Source organism: Psychromonas sp. SP041 (genome assembly GCF_000470315.2).
Taxonomy (GTDB): Bacteria; Pseudomonadota; Gammaproteobacteria; order Enterobacterales; family Psychromonadaceae; genus Psychromonas.
Map to the genome: position 1 here is coordinate 40,452 of NZ_CBRF02000022.1, position 17,783 is coordinate 58,234.

Below are 17,783 nucleotides of genomic sequence, written 5' to 3' on the forward strand. Positions count from 1 at the left end.
GAAATACGTCATCGTTATTGTCGATTGCTATAAAGCTTGCTTATAGATTACAAAAGCTTAATTGTGTAAATCCATAGTCAATGAAGCGTTTGTGTAAAGCAGATAAATACGTTTGATTAGCAAATGTTTGAGTATAAAAAGCTTGATGGCTTTGTAATGCTAAATCACCTACCTCTTTTTCAAGCTTTAATAACTTTTGTACTCTCAGTGCAATTGCCTTACCAGAATCCACTAAACAAATAGAACGTGTAAAACACGCTGATATTTCTTGTTTAAGTAAAGGAAAATGCGTGCAACCTAAGACTAATGTGTCAGGCATATTTTTTTCATCTTTAATCCAAGGTGCCAATATTGCTTCAAAATCACTTTGCAGTAACGTTTTTCCCATTAACTTATCTTCGGCTAACTTAACCAATTTCGTAGAACCAATGCGCAGCACCGTTTTATCAGCGGCAAATTCATTGATCAAAGCAGTGGTATAAACGCGCTCAATAGTGCCTGGTGTTGCTAATAATCCAATGATATTGTTATTAGTGACTAAGGTAGCCGGTTTAATCGCAGGAACGACACCAACAATGGGAATAGAAAAATGTTGACGCAAATCTTCAAGAGCAATGGTACTCGCTGAGTTACAAGCGATCACAATCATATCTGTGGGGTATTCTTTTATAAAATCAGCAAGTAATTGTGTAATGCGTTTAATGAGCTTTTCTCTTGATAGCTCACCGTAAGGAAAATAAGCATTATCAAACAAATAATGACATTTGATGGTTGGATTAACGTTAATAATCTGTTCATAAACCGATAAGCCCCCTACTCCAGAATCAAATATAAGCACTCGTTTAGCTGACATATCACTGCTTCCTCAATAAAAAAAGTATTTTAGCCTGTAATCGAAGGAGAAAGAAATAAAATGATCAACTAGATAGGTACAGAAATACCATGACATTCTGTTTTCACTAGCCAAGTTCTACTGCCTGCTTTAGAATGCCCCTCCATTTATATGCTATTGATTGAATAGTGACATACAGATTTAGAATACAGAGGTAATAATGAGCTTAGAATTTGTTGATCCGGACAATTATGAATCACAATTAGACGCTAAAAAAGAGCAATTTACACAACTCTTTTCAACCTTTGAACTACCTGAATTAGATTGTTTTGCTTCAGAAAAACAACATTACCGTATGCGTAGTCAGTTTCGTGTTTGGCATGAAGATGAAGATCTGTATTTTTACATGACTAATCAAGAGACGCGTCAGCGTATTCGTGTTGAGCAATTCTTACCAGCAAGCACCTTAATTAATAAATTAATGCCAATGTTAGTTGAAGAGTTAAAAGTCTCTCCTATTCTACGTTTTAAACTATTCCAAGCTAACTTCCTATCGAGTTTAAGTGGCGAAATCATGGTTAGCTTGCTTTATCACAAAGTATTAGATGACGAATGGTTAACTGCAATAAAAGCCTTAAAAGAACGTTTATCTGAACACTTCACCATCAATATCATTGGCCGAGCAAGACGTCAGAAGTTTATTGTTGATAATGATTTCGTGATTGAAAAGCTAGAGGTTGATGGACAACAATTAATCTATCAGCAAGTTGAAAATAGTTTTACACAACCGAATGCTAAAGTGTCTGTCGATATGTTGGAATGGGCCATTGATTGTACGCGTGATAGTGAAGGTGATTTGTTAGAGCTGTATTGTGGTAACGGTAACTTCTCGTTAGCGCTCGCTAAAAACTTTAACCGCGTGTTAGCAACCGAAGTTTCAACGCCGTCAGTTAATTCTGCACAATTTAATATTGCTGCAAATAACATAGATAACGTAACCATCGTGCGTATGTCCGCTGAAGAGTTTACACAGGCGATTAATGGTGTTCGTGAGTTTAATCGTTTAAAAGAGAAGAATGTTGAGTTATCTAGCTACCAATGCAACACTATTTTTGTTGATCCACCGCGTGCAGGCTTAGATGACGATACAGTTAAAATGGTACAGCAGTACGAGAATATAATGTACATCAGCTGTAACCCTGAAACATTAAAAGATAACCTAGAAGTCTTTACTCAAACGCATGACATTAAGAAGTTTTCTCTGTTTGATCAATTCCCTTACACACACCACACTGAAGCGGGTGTATTCTTAGTAAGAAAATAAAGCGCTAATATCAAGTGCCCATACTTAGTATTAGTATTTAGTATTTAGTATTTAGTGCTTAGTGCTTAGTGCTTAGGTAAACAATATAGCTAAACAAAAAAAGAGCTCAATATGCAAATATTGAGCTCTTTTTTTAACACTTAATTAAATATAACGTCATGAAATAAGTGTCGTTCAGTTTCTAGGACTACAAAGCTATATCGCTTAGCTCGTCGCTAAATGCTTATTAAAGAAGTCGATGCTTCTATCCCATGCTAGGTCAGCCATGGTTGGTACATAACGCGCTGTCGAATCATTATGGAAGCCATGATTGGCTTTTTCATACATAAACATTTCGTAATCAACATTATATTTTTTCAAATCAGCTTCATATTCAGGCCAATACGCATTAACTCTTTTATCAAGCTCAGCTAATTGAATTAATAACGGTGCTTTAATATTTTTTCTTAACTCTGAAGCGGCTGGAGTACCGTAAAATGGGACGCCTGCATCTAATGTTTCAGGTACCGTTGCGGCTAGCATGTTAACAATATAGCCACCAAAACAGAAACCAACCGCCCCTAGCTTGCCGTTACTTTGTGGATGCTCTTTCAAAAATGATGCTGCCGCAATAAAGTCTTGTTCAATTTTGACTTTATCAAGTGACTTCTGCATCACTTTACCTTCGTCATCATTACCTGGATAGCCACCTAGTGGATACAAGGCATCAGGTGCAAATGCGATAAATCCAGCTTTCGCTAAACGACGCGCTACGTCTTTAATGTAAGGGTTTAAACCACGGTTTTCATGAATAACTAATACAACAGGTAGTTTACCATCCACTTTTTTAGGTGTTACAAAATACCCTTGTCCTTCACCATGGCCTTGTGGCGATGAGAACTTTTCATAGGTTGCAGTAATATCAGCATCATTAAATGAAATTTGCTCCGCTAATGCATAGTTAGGAGATAAAGCAGTAGAAAGTGTGGCTAAAGTAATACCTGCTCCAGCAATGCCCGCAAGCCTTCTCAAAAAGGTACGTCGATCAATATCTCCATGTGCATATTCATCGTACCAATCAAAAGCTTCTTGAGGAATTTGCACTGTATTTTGTTCTTCTGTTCCTGATGTTAACTGCGGTGATTGTTGCTGCATAGGGTTAGTCATATTCACACTCTCATTATTAAACGTTACGGACATTATTGAAATGCTATGGAAAACAAAAAAACGATCGTTCAAAAGATAACTATTTTTTAAACAACTGTAAATCAAATAATAACCATTAAAATAATAAGTGAAATTAACATATAGAACAAAAAACATTATTAATTATCTTTGAAGATGGCTATTTATATGGGGTTTTAGAAGATAAAAAAATAACAGGAATAGTAATAAGACATATTCAAAAGAGACTAATTAGCTTGAATATGTGATCTAAACCTTGTGTAGAGCAATTAAATTTGAGGAAGAAATAGTTGTAAATGGTGATTATTTTTACAACGTTGATAATAAAGTAGCAGTAGAGTTGATAGTAAAATTAATCGTACAAAAATGGGTTATTTTAACTAATAAAATGAGAACGTCTATTTATTGCCATTAGTATTAATCGCTTTAATATAAGATCCAACAACAGTGACATCATATTGCGCTTGTATTTCTGTTAGTGCAGCAGAGATATGTGCATCTTCTTGGTGCCCATCAATATCAATAAAAAAGTGATAATTACCAATTTGAGAACGCGTAGGACGCGACATAATCGAGGTTAAATTCACTTTTTGTAATGCAAAAGCACTCACAATATTGCCTAGTACACCGGGACAATCTTGTTTGTTATTAACAACTAACGTGGTTTTATACTCTTTACCTTGAATACGCGCTTGTGGTGTTTCTGAAAGGACTAAAAAACGCGTCTGGTTATTCCTATAATTAGTAACATCATTATCAATGAGCTTGGCATCATTAGCATGTGACAATGCATGTTGCGGAATAATCGCTCCTGCTGTTTTGCCTTTTTTCTGTGCTAATACCAAAGACTCAATATTGCTTTGTGTCATGTGGATCTGCACACCTTCCAAACCGTTAATGAACTCAGAACATTGTCCGTGGGCAACAAACTGAACATATAAGTCAGTTAGCTCTGATAGCTGCTCACAAAAACCAACAAATGAAAATTGAATAGGTAATAGTAACTCAGAGATCACTGATAACTTAGTATCAAGTAGTTGATCTAGTACGACTTGTACATAACCTTCCGATAAATTCTCAATCGGTAGTACGCCTAATTGGCAATCTTTACCAATGGCTTCAAAGGTTTGTGACAACGTTGCATAGTATTGAATATGTGTTGTTTGTAGCGGCTCTTTAGCTTGTATAGCTTGAATGTATTGCTTAGTTGCGAGATCAGAGAATGTATCTTTAGGGCCAAGCGTTGCAATGTTAAGCATAAAGTACCGAGTTGATGTGTTATAGAAAGGAATAAAAAAGGTGAGCTAAAGCTCACCTAATCAAATTGTTACTCGTTAGAAATCCATATTGGTCTTGAGTTTCTTCAATGCGTTAGCTTCTAACTGGCGAACACGTTCTGCTGAAATACCATAACGATCAGCTAAATCATGTAACGTCGCTTTAGGTTCACTTAACCAACGAGAACTTAAAATATCTTGGCTACGTGCATCTAATGTTGATAACGCAGAATACAGTTTATTTTTAGTATGAGACTCTGTGTTTTCTTGCTCAATTTGCGTTTCTACACTTGCGCTTTTGTCTTCAAGATAATGCATTGGTGCGAAATTGTTATCGTCATCATCATTAACACTTAAATCAAATGAATGATCCTGTGCATTTAAACGCGATTCCATTTCAAGTACATCTTTAGTACTTACATTTAAGTCTTCTGCTACCGCTTCAACTTCTTCTTTTTTAAACCAGCCTAAACGTTTTTTAGATTTACGAAGGTTAAAGAACAATTTACGTTGTGCTTTAGTGGTTGCAATTTTAACTACGCGCCAGTTACGAATAACGTACTCATGAATTTCAGCTTTAATCCAATGCACAGCAAAAGATACAAGACGCACACCCACAGTTGGGTCAAAGCGTTTAACTGCTTTCATTAAGCCTACGTTACCTTCTTGAATTAAATCAGCTTGTGCTAGACCATAACCGGCATAGCTTTTAGCAATGTAAGCCACAAAACGAAGATGTGACATGACTAACTTTTTAGCTGCTTCTAAATCACCTTGGTAAAATAGACGCTCTGCTAACTCTTGTTCTTCTTCAGCGCTTAGCTTTGAGAATGAGTTTACAGATTGAACATAGGCTCCAATACTTCCTTGAGGAACGATACTCATTGAATTTATTGTTTCACTCATGATTCACCTTTGAAATACTTTAGGTTTAGATAATAGATGTTTTCTTAAAAAGATAACAATTTATTATACAGTAGCAAACACAAAAGAAAAATACATTAACCAATGTAATAAAGTTAACTGGCTATCAAAAAATTCAAATAGCATTTTCTTTCAAGTTTACGTTTTACATAACGAGATAACCAGTATTGCCCTAATACATGATGTTGAAAAATATCTCGGAAATGTAAAGAATTAATACGCATAATCTGACCTTCATACAGGTCAAAAGTTCCATAGGCAATCAATCGACCATCAACCCGAATGACAAGGATTTCCTTACAGTCGGCAGTTAGCTCAATTAGCTTCATTTCTTTTTGGAAAGCCATTTGTTCTTGAATAAGTGCTTGGCAAGTAGGCGACGAGATTGGTAACAACTTAATATCAACAATTTTCATAAAACACCTGAAATCAAATCTTCTCAAGAAATCCCCGTGAAGTAGATCACATAATACATGCAAAAAAAAAGAGATCAAGGTTGATCTCTTTAATTTATAAGTGCATAGGCTTAGCTATGACTTATTCAAATATTATTTAATGAAGTGTTTAAATTACTTTGGTTCTATTGTAACAAGGTATTGTTTCACTGAGATGAACGAAGCAATTAAACCTAATAATGCACTCGTTACCAACAATATAATTGTTCCATCAAAACTGAGTGATATAAGTTCAAAGTTAGCTTGATAAAGTCCCGTTAAATTCATCACGCCAGACTCTAACCAAATCACCAGCACAAAAGAAAATAACCAAGCAATAACACCTCCTAAGAATCCATACCAAGCCCCTATATATAAATAAGGTAATTGAATAAAGCTATTGGTTGCCCCTACTAACTTTAAGACTTCAATTTCGGCGCGTTGGTTAAGAATATTCAAACGAATAGTATTACTAACGATCAGAAGCACTGAAAGTAATAATAAAGTAGCAATACCTATCACTACATCAACAACTAGATAGAATATAGCTTGTAATTTTTCTATCCAATCAATATCAACTCGTACTAAATCAATGTCTTGTTCACGCTCTAATTTAGCGACCAATAGCTTACTACCAGCAGTATTCATCGCGCCTTTAACTGGTACAACAACCAGTACTGCAGGTAATGGGTTTTCGTCTAAATAGTTTAATGCCTTTGAAAAACCAGACATTTCTTTAAACTCCTCCAATGCTTGATGGCGAGAAATATAAGTAACGGTTTCAATATCTTTATATAAACCCAGTTTATTGATCAGTACTTGCACTCTTTCTTCTGAAATATCTTTTTTCAAAAACAAGCTAACTTCTGAAGCACTATCCCATTGCCCACTAACACGTTCTACGTTCTTATAAACAACGTGAAAGACAGTCGGTAGTGAAAGTGCAATACCGAGTACTAAAATGGTCATTAAGGTAGCAAAAGGTGTTTTCCATAGCTCAAAAAAGCTGCTTGAAAGTTGATGAACATGCTGACTAAGTGACGCTTTAACTCGAGCCAAAAAAGAGACTTTATTAATTTTTGGAGAGCCTGATAGCTTTCTTTTTGCACCCATTGAATTACTCATTACGTTCCCTTAATAAGCCATCATTAATCATATCGCCTTCACGCAACGTCAATGTGCGATAACGCATTTTTGCAATCAGACCTAAATCATGTGTCGCGATCAATACTGACATACCAAATTGATTTAACGATTCAAATAAACTCAAAATCTCTAATGATAATTTTGGATCTAAGTTACCTGTCGGTTCATCCGCTAATAATAGTGGAGGTTGATTAATGATTGCACGCGCAATACCAACACGTTGTTGCTCACCACCCGATAAATTAATAGGGAAAGAATGTTCTTTACCTGTTAACCCTACTTTATCTAATGCAGCTAAACTACGACGTCTTATTTCAAAGCTGCTATAGCCTTCAATCAATAAAGGTAAGCCTACATTATCAAGCACCGTACGGTTCATTAATAAACGATGATCTTGAAAGATCATACCGATATGGCGACGTAAGTAAGGAATATCATCACCTTTAATATGGCTGATATCATTACCGTTTAAAACAATGCGACCTGTTGTTGGGCGTTCCATTAAACTAACTAATTTTAATAGTGTACTTTTACCAGAGCCTGAGTGACCTGTTAAAAAAGCCATTTCACCTTGTTTTAAATGAAAATCTACTTTATTTAAAGCGATTTGATTATCGCCATAAATTTTGCTGACTTCTTCAAATAATATCATTGTCTATTTTTACCTTGTTATGATTCATCTTCTTTAGAAAAAAGAGCATCAATAAACTCTTTAGCATTAAACTCTCGTAAATCATCAATGCCTTCACCAACGCCGATATAACGAATTGGGAGTTTGAATTGATCAGCGATAGAGAAAATAATACCGCCTTTTGCTGTGCCGTCTAACTTAGTAAATGTAACGCCTGTTAAACCAACCGCTTCATTAAATAGCTTAACCTGACTAATGGCATTTTGACCTGTGCCAGCATCAATAGTTAACATAATCTCATGTGGTGCAGTAGCATCTTTTTTGCGCATAATACGCACAACTTTTGCCAGCTCTCCCATTAAATGTTCTTTATTTTGTAGGCGACCAGCAGTATCTGCAATCAATACATCGGCACCACGAGCTTGGGCTGCATCCATTGCATCAAACAATACTGATGCACTATCTGCACCTGTTTGTTGAGCAATAACAGGGATATTATTACGGTCACCCCAGACTTGTAACTGTTCAACAGCAGCGGCACGGAATGTATCACCTGCAGCCAGCATCACTGATTTACCTTCGCTTTGATATTTTTTAGCTAACTTACCAATAGTCGTGGTTTTACCTACGCCATTAACCCCAACCATTAAAATAACATAAGGTTTTTTAGTTTCGTCTATCACTAAAGGTTGTTCAACTTTTTCTAAGATATCAGAAAGGTCTTTTTTCAATAACTCATAAAGCACTTCTGCATCTTTTAATTGTTTTCTATCGGCATGATCCGTTAAGTTTTGAATAATACGTAATGTTGTTTCAACACCAATATCCGCAACAATAAGCTGCTCTTCTAACTCTTCAAATAAATCATCATCGATTTTTTTACCTTTAAATAAAGATAATAAACCACTACCAATACTAAGACGTGTTCTTTTTAAACTATGTGCAAAACGAGCGAAAAAACCAAGTTTTTTAGTTTCATCAGTTTCTAATGACTCTTCCGTTTTTTCAGGCTCTTCGACCACTGCGGGTGTTAACTCGATCTCAGCTTTAACTTCTTCGTTAAGATCTTGTTCTACTTGTTGGCGTGCAATCTCAGCATTTCGTTGTGCTTCTTGATAAGCTGCTCGTGCTTTAGCGGCTTGCTCTTGGGCTTCAAGTTCAGCTTGTTGACGTGCTAATAAATCAGCTTGTTTTTGCGCTTCTTCGACTGCTGCTTTTTCTTGAGCTGCAAGTTCTGCTTGTTCTTTTGCTAATAAGGCTGCAACTTGTTTAGCCTCTTCAGCGGCTTGCTCTTGGGCAGCTAACTCTGCTTGCTCACGAGCGAATATCTCAGCTTGTTTTTGTGCTTCTTCAGCTGCTGCTTTTTCTCGTTCCGCTATTTCGGCCTGCTCACGAGCTTCTAATTCAGCTTGTTTTTGTGCTTCTTCAGCGGCTGCTATTTCTCGCGCCGCTAATTCTGCTTGCTCACGAGCTTCTAATTCAGCTTGTTTTTGCGCTTCTTCGGCGGCTGCTTTTTCTCGCGCCGCTATTTCGGCTTGCTCACGAGCTTCTAATTCAGCTTGTTTTTGCGCTTCTTCGGCAGCTACTTTTTCTAGTGCGGCTTCTTTTTCAGCCTGCTCACGAACTAATAATTCAGCTTTTTCTTGCTCTGTTTCTTTCGCTGGCTTTTTAGAAAACCATGAAAACAATCCTTTCTTCTTAGACATTAATTAAAAACCTTACTAACAACCTGTTTACCCTGCTAAAATAGCAAGCGTATTGAATTGCTATATTAGCACTATTGCTTGCCGGACTAAAAATAATATGCGTAAAAATCAACGTGTTTCACCCAAAGAAAAAAGTAAAAAGCCAACTAGTGATGGATTTATCCGTCTAATCTCAGGTCAATGGCGAGGAAAAAAGTTACCAGTCAAAGATAAACAAGGTTTACGTCCAACAACCGATCGTACCAAAGAGACGCTTTTTAATTGGTTAATGCATGATATTCGAGATGCAAACTGCTTAGATTGTTTTAGTGGCAGTGGCAGTTTAGGCTTTGAAGCTTTATCTCGTTATAGCCGATATTGCACTTTTTTAGAACTCGATAAACAAGTCGCGATTCAATTACAAAGCAATATAAATACGCTTAAAGTAGAAAACGCGCAAGTTATTCAGGGTGACTCTTTAAAATATTTAACACAGCCTGCTGCTAAACAATATAATGTGGTATTTGTAGATCCGCCATTTAATTTAGGTTTAGCACAACCTTGTATTGAACAATTAGAATCTCAAGGTCACTTAACAGATAATTGCCTGGTTTATGTCGAAGTCGAAAGTACATTAACCACCTTAACAACACCTGACAATTGGGAGTTGTTAAAAGAAAAAATTTCCGGTCAAGTTCGTTACCAATTATTTAGTAGAGGTTAATCATGAAGTACTTTATTCCCTTTGCTAAAGCGTTAATGGTCATTATTTGGGGATTATTAATTGCTAACTTATTTTTTCCTTTCCCTGGCAAAGCCGCCCTCGCCTTTTACTTTTTGTTAGCTTTTGTGGTGGCCATGCATGCCATCCAACTATTAGTTATTTATGGTGCATTCGCTGAAAAGCTCAAATTAACTAAAAAAGAGGGATTCGCTATATTCTTTTTTGGTGTATTTAAAATGTGGCAGCTAAAAGACCGATTAAATTAGTTTTAAAGCCTATTTTAGGCCGAGACTTGAAAACTAAAAAGGGTGAACATTTATATGTTCACCCTTTTTTAATGAAGTAGATTGAGGCTATGGCGTTAATATATTTAGAACTGACTCACCTATTCTTAACCTTATTAAGCTCGCTCAGCTATTTTAACTTATTAAACCCGCTCAGCAGTTTATAACTTATTGAACCCACTCAGCTATTTTAACTTATTAAACCCGCTCAGCAGTTTATAACTTATTGAGCCCACTCAATGATGCCATCTACTTTTTTACCATCCTCACTTACCACTAGCCATTTAATGTGTTTTTCACGCATTAACTCTTCAGCTTCAGTTAAACGCGCAGATGCTGATATTAAACGAGGTGTTGAATTCATTAAGTGTGACGCTTGGCTATCAACAATGCTTTCACCCGCAATTAAGAATCGGCGAACATCACCATCGGTGATCACGCCTTGTAGGTTATCGCCATCTAACACTAATGCTAATCCCGTACGTGTTTCCGTCATCACCATTAATACATCTGTCACTGACGTATCGGCAGAAACGATTGGTAAATTATCACTGCGCATCTCATCACGAACGAAAGTTAATAAGCGCTTACCTAAACTGCCTCCTGGATGAAAACGAGCAAAGTCCATTGGGCTAAAATCTTTTTCTAAGGTTAAGGTATTGGCTAAAGCATCACCAATCACTAAAGTGAGTGTTGTTGATGTACTTGGCGCTAAATTATTTGGACACGTTTCTTTTTCGACACTCGCATCTAATACAACATCAGAATGTTTAGCTAATGTAGAGTTTTTACCACCGGTAATCGAAATTATTTTATTACCGAAATGTTGTAGTGAAGGAATGATCTTCAATAGCTCATCCGTTTCACCGCTGTATGAAATCAGTAATAACACGTCATCTTTAGTCACCATCCCTAAGTCACCGTGAAATGCTTCACCTGGGTGCATAAAAAATGAGGGTGTACCAACAGATGCAAGTGTCGCTGCGATCTTAGTACCGATGTGCCCTGATTTTCCCATACCACAAACAATCACTCGTCCTTGGCAGTTTTTCATTAATGATAAAGCTTGTAAGTAAGGTTCACCGACTAATTTACTGTGTGCGCTAATCGCTGCACTTTGTACTTCAAATACGGTTTGAACTTCTTTTAATAATTGAGACTCAGGTAATGAAAAACGAGACATGAAACGTCCTTTATATAAGAGGAAAGATAATAAAAGAGGAATTGGTCGGTATGAGAAGATTCGAACTTCTGACCCCTGACACCCCATGACAGTGCGCTACCAAGCTGCGCTACATACCGATGGCCATAATTTTAATTATTTACCATCAAGTTGCAACAAAAAAGTCACGTATCGGTTAGCACTCTAAAATAAATGACTAAAAAACAATTATTTTACTAAAAAAATACCCGCATATAAGCGGGTATTTTTAATATTTAACTTTCAGCTTAACGCTGATTATAGACAGTCGAATTCAACTAAAGGTTCAACGTCAGCATCGTAGTCAACACCATCGATACCAAAACCAAATAATTGTAAAAATTCATCTTTATAATCTTGGTAATCTGTTAGTTCAAACAGGTTTTCAGTAGTAATTTGTGGCCACAAGTCTGTACATGCTTGTTGTACTTCATCACGAAGTTCCCAATCATCAAGACGTAAACGACGAGCTTCATCTGTAGTAGGAGAAGAACCGTCAGCTTTGAATAATTGTGTTGTGAATAGACGGTGAATCTGTTCCATACAACCTTCATGTAAGCCTTTTTCTTTCATGATTCTAAATACCATTGAAAGGTATAGAGGCATGACTGGAATAGCAGAACTTGCTTGTGTTACGACACTTTTTTGTACTGAAACATAAGCTTCACCACCTAAAGGTGTTAATTGAGCTTGAATAGCAGTAGAAGCACGGTCTAAATCTAATTTAGCTTTGCCTAATGCGCCATTCCAATAGATAGGCCATGTTAATTCAGTACCAATGTAAGAGTAAGCAACTGTTTTAACACCTTCAGCTAATACACCAGCATCTGCTAGCGCGTTCATCCAAAGTTCCCAATCTTGTCCGCCCATTACCGTGACAGTATTAGCAACTTCTTCTTCTGTTGCTGGCTCTACTGATGCTTCGATGATCACGTCTTTGTTAGTATCGATAGCAGTTGAAGTGTAAGTTTCGCCAATTGGTTTTAGGCTTGAACGAATCACTTCACCTGTGTCAGGTAATTTACGTACAGGTGCAGCAACTGAATAGATAATCGCATCGATTTGACCTAAGTCAGCTTTGATTGTATCGATAACAAGTTGCTTTGTTTCATTCGAGAATGCATCACCATTAACGCTTTTAGCGTATAGACCATCTTCTTTAGCTTGTTTTTCAAATGCAGCACTATTGTACCAACCTGCAGAACCTACTTTACGATCGGTTGCTGGCTTCTCAAAAAACACACCGATTGTTGAAGCATCACTTCCGTATGCAGCAGCAATACGAGATGACATGCCGTAACCAGCAGAAGAACCAATCACTAATACACGTTTAGGGCCTTTTTCAATTTTGCCTTGTTTCTTAGTGTATTCAATTTGTGCTTGAATGTTTTTTTCACAGCCCGTTGGGTGTGTAGTTGTACAAATAAAGCCACGAATCTTTGGTTTAATGATCATATTATTTCGCTCTTATGGTATTTGAAACCTTCAATCTGGACACAATTTATTAAACATAATGATTAACAAAGTGCCGTTTCAATCAAAGGCGTAAGTAAAATTATCGCTAATATACCTGTTCTCAGGAAAAATGCCAAAAAACAACAAGTATCGTTAAAATTTTATCAGTATTAATTTATTCAACCGATGTACTTGGCGAACATAAATTAGGCTTATTACCGCCTAACCCCATTGCCTGTTTAATAAATTGTTTTTTTAATGGACTAATATTATCAGCCATTAATAGTGCAACATCTCTTAATACTTTTTGTACAGGATTGACACCATTAAAGAGTTGCTTTAATAGCTCCATCGACGCGATCATCTCTGTTGCTTCTGTTTTACGCCAGCGCTCAAAATGGCGTAGATTATTGTACAAGCCAATATCATTACCTAATGATGCATTTTGTAATATTTCTTGCCCTAAACAAGCAGCATCAAGTAATCCTAGGTTCACCCCTTGCCCCGCTAACGGATGAATCGTATGGGCTGCATCGCCAATTAACGCAACGCGATGTTTAGCAAAATCTCTCGCATAACGCATGCTTAAAGGAATACTTTTACGCTCCCCTTGTACTTCACATAGCCCTAAACGATTATCGAAAGCACGATTTAATTGTTGATTGAAAGCTTGATCATCTAATGCGAGTAACATCTCTGCTTGCATTGGCGGTAAAGACCACACTATCGAACAAGTATTTTGATCATATAAAGGTAAGAATGCCAAAGGCCCTTGCCCTGTAAATATTTGACGCGCACAAGCTTGATGTGGTTCGACTGTTTTTACCGTTGCTACAATCGCATGATGTTGATAATCCCATTGTGTTAATGGGATATTAAGCTGTTGTCTCACCCATGAATTAGCACCATCAGCTGCCACGACTAATTTTGAGGTTAATTGTTTGCCGCTACTCAAGGTTAACCACGCTTCACCATCGCCAATGGCCATACCTTGTAACGAGTCAGGGCAAAAGAAAGTGACGTTGTCTTGTTGTTCAACACCGCTTAAGAGTGCTTGTTGCAGGTTTTTGTTTTCAACGATATAACCTAAATCTTTTTGATTCACTTGTTCAGCAGCAAAGTCTATTTTGCCAAAACTGTCTTTTTCCCATACTTGCATGGTGTGATAAGGCGTGATGCGTTGTGCTTTTAATAATGACCAAATGCCTAAATTATCAAGTAAGGTTTTACTAGCAAAACTCACTGCACTCACTCGACTTTCTGGCGTTGCTGATAAATCAGTCGTTTCATTAGCCTCAATAATGGCTATCGATAAACGACTATTAGCCAATGATCTCGCTAAGGTTAATCCAACCATTCCGCCACCGACTATGGTCACGTCATAAGACTGCATCATGATAAACTCTCTCTTTTAAACAAATCAAACTGGCCTTTCGCTTGTTCGATAATAGGCTGAGATAAAAAGGGGAAAAGACTCATTGCCTGAAGACCAATATTGCGAGGAATACTTAATACAGGATATTGATTACTGAACGCACGTACTAAACTATCGGTCATTAAAATAGTACGATGATGATCTTTTGCTCGGCACTGCCAATAATGATTGAGCATTGAAAATGAGCCAATCTGTTTAACATCAGATTCTACAATCACTTTTGCTAATACAAACAAATCTCTTAAGCCTAAATTAAACCCCTGTCCTGCGACGGGGTGTAAGCTATGCGCAGCATTACCAATACACACAACACGATGTGCTATTGGCTTTGTTGTTTTTAATAAGTTTAAAGGGTAAATATCGCGCTTACCTGCCACTTCAAATAAACCACATCGATAACCAAAGGTTTTCTGTAGTTCAGCTAAAAACAGTGAATCAGATAAACCTGCGATCGACTCAGCCTGATCACCTTCAACACAGTAAACTAAAGAATAACGATTTTTTGTTAGTGGCAATAAAGCAATTGGACCGCTTTTAGTAAAACGCTCATAGGCGACACTCTGATGAGGTTCAGAACAACTAACATTACAAATGATCGCACTACGTTGATAAGCCACATTGGTACTACTGATATTAGCGAGTTCTCTCACTTGGCTATTGCTACCATCAGCACCAACACACAACTTAGCTTCGATAGATTGACCGTTACTTAATTCACAAGTAACGGAGTTCAGCGTTTGTTGTATATTATCTAACTTAACCTGATATAACGTGGTTAATGATGAAAAAGCAGCGAGAGCATTCGATAATATTTTACCGACATGTTGTAACTCCACTACATAGCCAAACGCTGTTTTTTTAATTTCAGGCGTTAACTCAACCGCTCCAAAATAACCTTTATCAGAGACTTGGATTTGATCAATCGCTTGTGCATTTACTTTGATATCAGACCACATCGATAAGCCATCTAAAATATCGACTGACCCCGCATTAAGGGCAATACAACGCCCATCAAAACTTGGATTGCTATGTTCACGTTGAGTTTGTTTAGGCACTATAGAGGCCGAATGGTTAACTCTTTGTGCATTCTCATCAAGCAATAACACGTTGAGCTGTGAGTTTTGCTTTAATAACGACAATGCGAGTAAAGAGCCAGACATACCAGCACCAACAATCACTACATCATATAATGTATTGTTACCGGTTATTTTTGATGTTGTTTCTGTGTGAGTTTGATTAGCCATTCATTAAAGCTTCAATTTCTAGGATACTTTTAGGCACAGCTGACGTTAACACTTCACATCCACTGTCTGTGACCATCACATCATCCTCGATACGAATACCAATTCCTTTCCAACGTTCTTCAACATCAGCATCATGACTAATATATAAACCAGGCTCAATAGTAATGGCCATACCGGCCTCTAATGGACGCGGTTGGTCAATGGTGCCTGCGTTGCCAACATCATGTACATCTAAACCAATAAAGTGCCCTAAACCATGCATATAAAATGCTTTATGTTTATCTTCTTTAATTAAGGTTTCAATGTCACCTTGTAAAATGCCTAAAGCCAATAAACCTTCGCACATTTTACGAACCACTAACTTGTTAATACCTAATACGCTCGAACCGGGCTTAACTTGCTCAATCGCCAATAACTGACAATCTAATACTAGTTGATAAATGGTTGCTTGCTCTTTAGAAAAACGACCGTTAACAGGGAAAGTACGTGTAATATCCCCCGCATAACCTTGGTATTCAGCCCCTGCATCTATTAGCACTAAATCACCGTCTTTTAACGGTTGATCATTCTCAGTGTAATGTAAAATACAAGCGTTATTACCACCAGCAACAATACTGTTATAAGCAACGTCACGTGTGCCTTGTTTAGCAAACTCATATTCAACTTCTAACTGTAATTGAAACTCAATCATACCCGGCTTACAGCGTTGCATAGCACGAACATGTCCTAATGCAGATATTTCACCCGCTTTACGCATAATTTGCTTTTCAGCTTCACTTTTAAATAGACGCATTTCATGTATCTGAGGCTTCCAGTTTAAAAATTGATTGGCAGCAATCAAACCACTTCGAGAACGACTACGTAATTTATTTAATACATTTTGTAGTTTTTGGTCTAATACTAAGCCACTTAACACTGGGTAATATACACTTTCAATACCCGTTAATAGTTCACTTAACTTCTCTTCAAAATCATCAATAGGAAATGCTTGATCGACTTCTAATTGGATAATGGCATCAGCTTGTCCTAAACGATAGCCATGCCAAATCTCGGCTGTTTTATCTTTTTTACGATTAAATAAAACGGTATTTAATTGTCCATTTTGTTTAATCAATAACAAACAAGCATCTGGCTCATTGAATCCACACAAGTAATAGAAATCACTATTTTGACGAAAACGGAATTCAGTATCATTACTACGCGTTAATTCTTCATTGGCAGGAAAAATAGCCATGCTGTTATCCAGCATGCTATTAGCAAATACATTACGACGGGTTATAAATTCAGTCATGGGTTCTCACTTTAATGCAGAGTCTTAGAAACAGGTAACGGCGTATTACGAGAAAAAGTATTAAAACATAACATCGCACTAACTCGAAGGTACTCAACAATTTCAGTAAAAGCAATTTCAGAGTCTTCATCTTCTTGTTCAAAATCTAACGATAATTGTGAAATGTCGCGAATATCACGGATCACTTCTTGAACATCATCTGATGCTTGATTAAGGGCTTGTTGGACCATACCAAAACCCACTAAGAAACCTTGCGCCCATTGCGCCATGGCTTCTGCTCGTTCATCTAATGGTTTGTCATCATCTGGTAACAATAAATTAAACCCCAAACCATCATCAGTACATTGTTTAACAACATCAGCATAAATGTTTGAAACCAAGCTTTTCACCGCTTGTGGTAGCGCCATGCCTTCATTAACAACATCATTAAATAATGACTGCCAGCTTTTATCGTCAAGGGCAACGCCACCACAAACAAAGCCAGATAACACCCCATGTGTTTCCGCTGCATTGGTGAATAGGTCAGCACTGTCAAGGGCTTGCGAAATTTTATCAAAACTTGGTAGAACGGCAGAACTCATAGCGACACTCTTAATAAACTAAGGATAGTGCCACTATTCTATCATCCAGAGGATCTCGTCGCTAGTAAGTACTTGAAACTTGATAGCTAGGTCGATATAGTTCGCCCACTATATGACATTTTTTTTAGGGAAACTGATTACTCCCTTATTC

At 37.1% G+C, this 17,783-nt stretch carries 17 protein-coding genes and 1 tRNA gene; 3 read left to right on the forward strand and 15 right to left on the reverse strand.

The genetic code is table 11. From position 1 onward, the window contains the following. Positions 1 to 40 precede the first annotated feature (40 nt). On the reverse strand, positions 41 to 853 hold the full coding sequence (gene murI, locus SP041_RS12940; RefSeq protein ID WP_025563862.1) for a glutamate racemase: 813 nt from the start codon (positions 851 to 853) through the stop codon (positions 41 to 43). Between the two features lie 199 nt (positions 854 to 1,052). Here murI and trmA point away from each other — a divergent pair, with 199 nt between their 5' ends. Next, complete coding sequence (gene trmA, locus SP041_RS12945; protein ID WP_025563864.1) at positions 1,053 to 2,156, forward strand: tRNA (uridine(54)-C5)-methyltransferase TrmA; 1,104 nt, start codon at positions 1,053 to 1,055, stop codon at positions 2,154 to 2,156. Positions 2,157 to 2,360: 204 nt separating this feature from the next. On the opposite strand, the gene SP041_RS12950 is transcribed toward trmA, so the two are convergent. The 7 genes from SP041_RS12950 to ftsY all read right to left on the reverse strand — a co-directional run bounded on the left by SP041_RS12950 (position 2,361) and on the right by ftsY (position 9,438). Continuing rightward, entirely contained in the window at positions 2,361 to 3,290 is a 930-nt protein-coding gene (locus SP041_RS12950; protein WP_051368495.1) for a dienelactone hydrolase family protein, read from the reverse strand. Positions 3,291 to 3,718: 428 nt separating this feature from the next. Beyond that, on the reverse strand, positions 3,719 to 4,579 hold the full coding sequence (locus tag SP041_RS12955; RefSeq protein ID WP_025563868.1) for a prephenate dehydratase domain-containing protein: 861 nt from the start codon (positions 4,577 to 4,579) through the stop codon (positions 3,719 to 3,721). A gap of 75 nt (positions 4,580 to 4,654) precedes the next feature. Further along, complete coding sequence (gene rpoH / locus SP041_RS12960; RefSeq protein ID WP_025563871.1) at positions 4,655 to 5,503, reverse strand: RNA polymerase sigma factor RpoH; 849 nt, start codon at positions 5,501 to 5,503, stop codon at positions 4,655 to 4,657. Between the two features lie 113 nt (positions 5,504 to 5,616). Beyond that, a complete protein-coding gene (locus SP041_RS12965) occupies positions 5,617 to 5,937 on the reverse strand; it encodes a hypothetical protein (protein ID WP_025563873.1) in 321 nt (106 codons plus the stop codon). A gap of 153 nt (positions 5,938 to 6,090) precedes the next feature. Beyond that, positions 6,091 to 7,080, reverse strand: coding sequence for a permease-like cell division protein FtsX (ftsX, locus tag SP041_RS12970; protein WP_025563875.1), 990 nt, complete (start codon positions 7,078 to 7,080; stop codon positions 6,091 to 6,093). Then, positions 7,073 to 7,753: a cell division ATP-binding protein FtsE gene (gene ftsE / locus SP041_RS12975; RefSeq protein ID WP_025563877.1), complete on the reverse strand. Its 681-nt coding sequence runs from the start codon at positions 7,751 to 7,753 to the stop codon at positions 7,073 to 7,075. The genes ftsX and ftsE overlap by 8 nt, the downstream gene beginning before the upstream one ends. 17 nt (positions 7,754 to 7,770) lie before the next feature. After that, positions 7,771 to 9,438, reverse strand: coding sequence for a signal recognition particle-docking protein FtsY (gene ftsY / locus SP041_RS12980; RefSeq protein WP_137297878.1), 1,668 nt, complete (start codon positions 9,436 to 9,438; stop codon positions 7,771 to 7,773). 97 nt (positions 9,439 to 9,535) lie between these two features. Here ftsY and rsmD point away from each other — a divergent pair, with 97 nt between their 5' ends. Continuing rightward, positions 9,536 to 10,141, forward strand: coding sequence for a 16S rRNA (guanine(966)-N(2))-methyltransferase RsmD (gene rsmD / locus SP041_RS12985; protein WP_025564113.1), 606 nt, complete (start codon positions 9,536 to 9,538; stop codon positions 10,139 to 10,141). 2 nt (positions 10,142 to 10,143) lie between these two features. Then, the gene (locus SP041_RS12990) at positions 10,144 to 10,407 is read left to right on the forward strand and encodes a DUF1145 domain-containing protein (protein WP_025564115.1); all 264 of its coding nucleotides are present in this window, start codon (positions 10,144 to 10,146) and stop codon (positions 10,405 to 10,407) included. 241 nt (positions 10,408 to 10,648) lie between these two features. Here SP041_RS12990 and SP041_RS12995 read toward each other — a convergent pair whose 3' ends face one another. The 7 genes from SP041_RS12995 to SP041_RS13025 all read right to left on the reverse strand — a co-directional run bounded on the left by SP041_RS12995 (position 10,649) and on the right by SP041_RS13025 (position 17,632). Beyond that, complete coding sequence (locus SP041_RS12995; RefSeq protein WP_025564117.1) at positions 10,649 to 11,608, reverse strand: KpsF/GutQ family sugar-phosphate isomerase; 960 nt, start codon at positions 11,606 to 11,608, stop codon at positions 10,649 to 10,651. 42 nt (positions 11,609 to 11,650) lie between these two features. Beyond that, positions 11,651 to 11,727: transfer RNA gene (locus SP041_RS13000), tRNA-Pro, on the reverse strand. Positions 11,728 to 11,884: 157 nt separating this feature from the next. Then, the gene (fabV, locus tag SP041_RS13005) at positions 11,885 to 13,081 is read right to left on the reverse strand and encodes an enoyl-ACP reductase FabV (RefSeq protein ID WP_025564119.1); all 1,197 of its coding nucleotides are present in this window, start codon (positions 13,079 to 13,081) and stop codon (positions 11,885 to 11,887) included. A gap of 175 nt (positions 13,082 to 13,256) precedes the next feature. After that, a complete protein-coding gene (locus SP041_RS13010) occupies positions 13,257 to 14,477 on the reverse strand; it encodes an FAD-dependent monooxygenase (protein WP_025564121.1) in 1,221 nt (406 codons plus the stop codon). After that, positions 14,474 to 15,760, reverse strand: coding sequence for a 2-octaprenyl-6-methoxyphenyl hydroxylase (gene ubiH / locus SP041_RS13015; protein ID WP_025564123.1), 1,287 nt, complete (start codon positions 15,758 to 15,760; stop codon positions 14,474 to 14,476). Before ubiH ends, SP041_RS13010 begins: the two co-directional genes overlap by 4 nt. Continuing rightward, entirely contained in the window at positions 15,753 to 17,051 is a 1,299-nt protein-coding gene (gene pepP / locus SP041_RS13020; RefSeq protein ID WP_025564125.1) for a Xaa-Pro aminopeptidase, read from the reverse strand. The genes ubiH and pepP overlap by 8 nt, the downstream gene beginning before the upstream one ends. Before the next feature lie 11 nt (positions 17,052 to 17,062). Next, entirely contained in the window at positions 17,063 to 17,632 is a 570-nt protein-coding gene (locus SP041_RS13025; protein ID WP_025564127.1) for a UPF0149 family protein, read from the reverse strand. Between the last annotated feature and the right edge of the window lie 151 nt (positions 17,633 to 17,783).

Coding starts and splice junctions, on each gene's coding strand:
- murI (WP_025563862.1), bottom strand. CDS start 853: ATGTCAGCTAAACGAGTGCTTATATTTGATTCTGGAGTAGGGGGCTTA.
- trmA (WP_025563864.1), top strand. CDS start 1,053: ATGAGCTTAGAATTTGTTGATCCGGACAATTATGAATCACAATTAGAC.
- SP041_RS12950 (WP_051368495.1), bottom strand. CDS start 3,290: ATGCAGCAACAATCACCGCAGTTAACATCAGGAACAGAAGAACAAAAT.
- SP041_RS12955 (WP_025563868.1), bottom strand. CDS start 4,579: ATGCTTAACATTGCAACGCTTGGCCCTAAAGATACATTCTCTGATCTC.
- rpoH (WP_025563871.1), bottom strand. CDS start 5,503: ATGAGTGAAACAATAAATTCAATGAGTATCGTTCCTCAAGGAAGTATT.
- SP041_RS12965 (WP_025563873.1), bottom strand. CDS start 5,937: ATGAAAATTGTTGATATTAAGTTGTTACCAATCTCGTCGCCTACTTGC.
- ftsX (WP_025563875.1), bottom strand. CDS start 7,080: ATGAGTAATTCAATGGGTGCAAAAAGAAAGCTATCAGGCTCTCCAAAA.
- ftsE (WP_025563877.1), bottom strand. CDS start 7,753: ATGATATTATTTGAAGAAGTCAGCAAAATTTATGGCGATAATCAAATC.
- ftsY (WP_137297878.1), bottom strand. CDS start 9,438: ATGTCTAAGAAGAAAGGATTGTTTTCATGGTTTTCTAAAAAGCCAGCG.
- rsmD (WP_025564113.1), top strand. CDS start 9,536: ATGCGTAAAAATCAACGTGTTTCACCCAAAGAAAAAAGTAAAAAGCCA.
- SP041_RS12990 (WP_025564115.1), top strand. CDS start 10,144: ATGAAGTACTTTATTCCCTTTGCTAAAGCGTTAATGGTCATTATTTGG.
- SP041_RS12995 (WP_025564117.1), bottom strand. CDS start 11,608: ATGTCTCGTTTTTCATTACCTGAGTCTCAATTATTAAAAGAAGTTCAA.
- fabV (WP_025564119.1), bottom strand. CDS start 13,081: ATGATCATTAAACCAAAGATTCGTGGCTTTATTTGTACAACTACACAC.
- SP041_RS13010 (WP_025564121.1), bottom strand. CDS start 14,477: ATGATGCAGTCTTATGACGTGACCATAGTCGGTGGCGGAATGGTTGGA.
- ubiH (WP_025564123.1), bottom strand. CDS start 15,760: ATGGCTAATCAAACTCACACAGAAACAACATCAAAAATAACCGGTAAC.
- pepP (WP_025564125.1), bottom strand. CDS start 17,051: ATGACTGAATTTATAACCCGTCGTAATGTATTTGCTAATAGCATGCTG.
- SP041_RS13025 (WP_025564127.1), bottom strand. CDS start 17,632: ATGAGTTCTGCCGTTCTACCAAGTTTTGATAAAATTTCGCAAGCCCTT.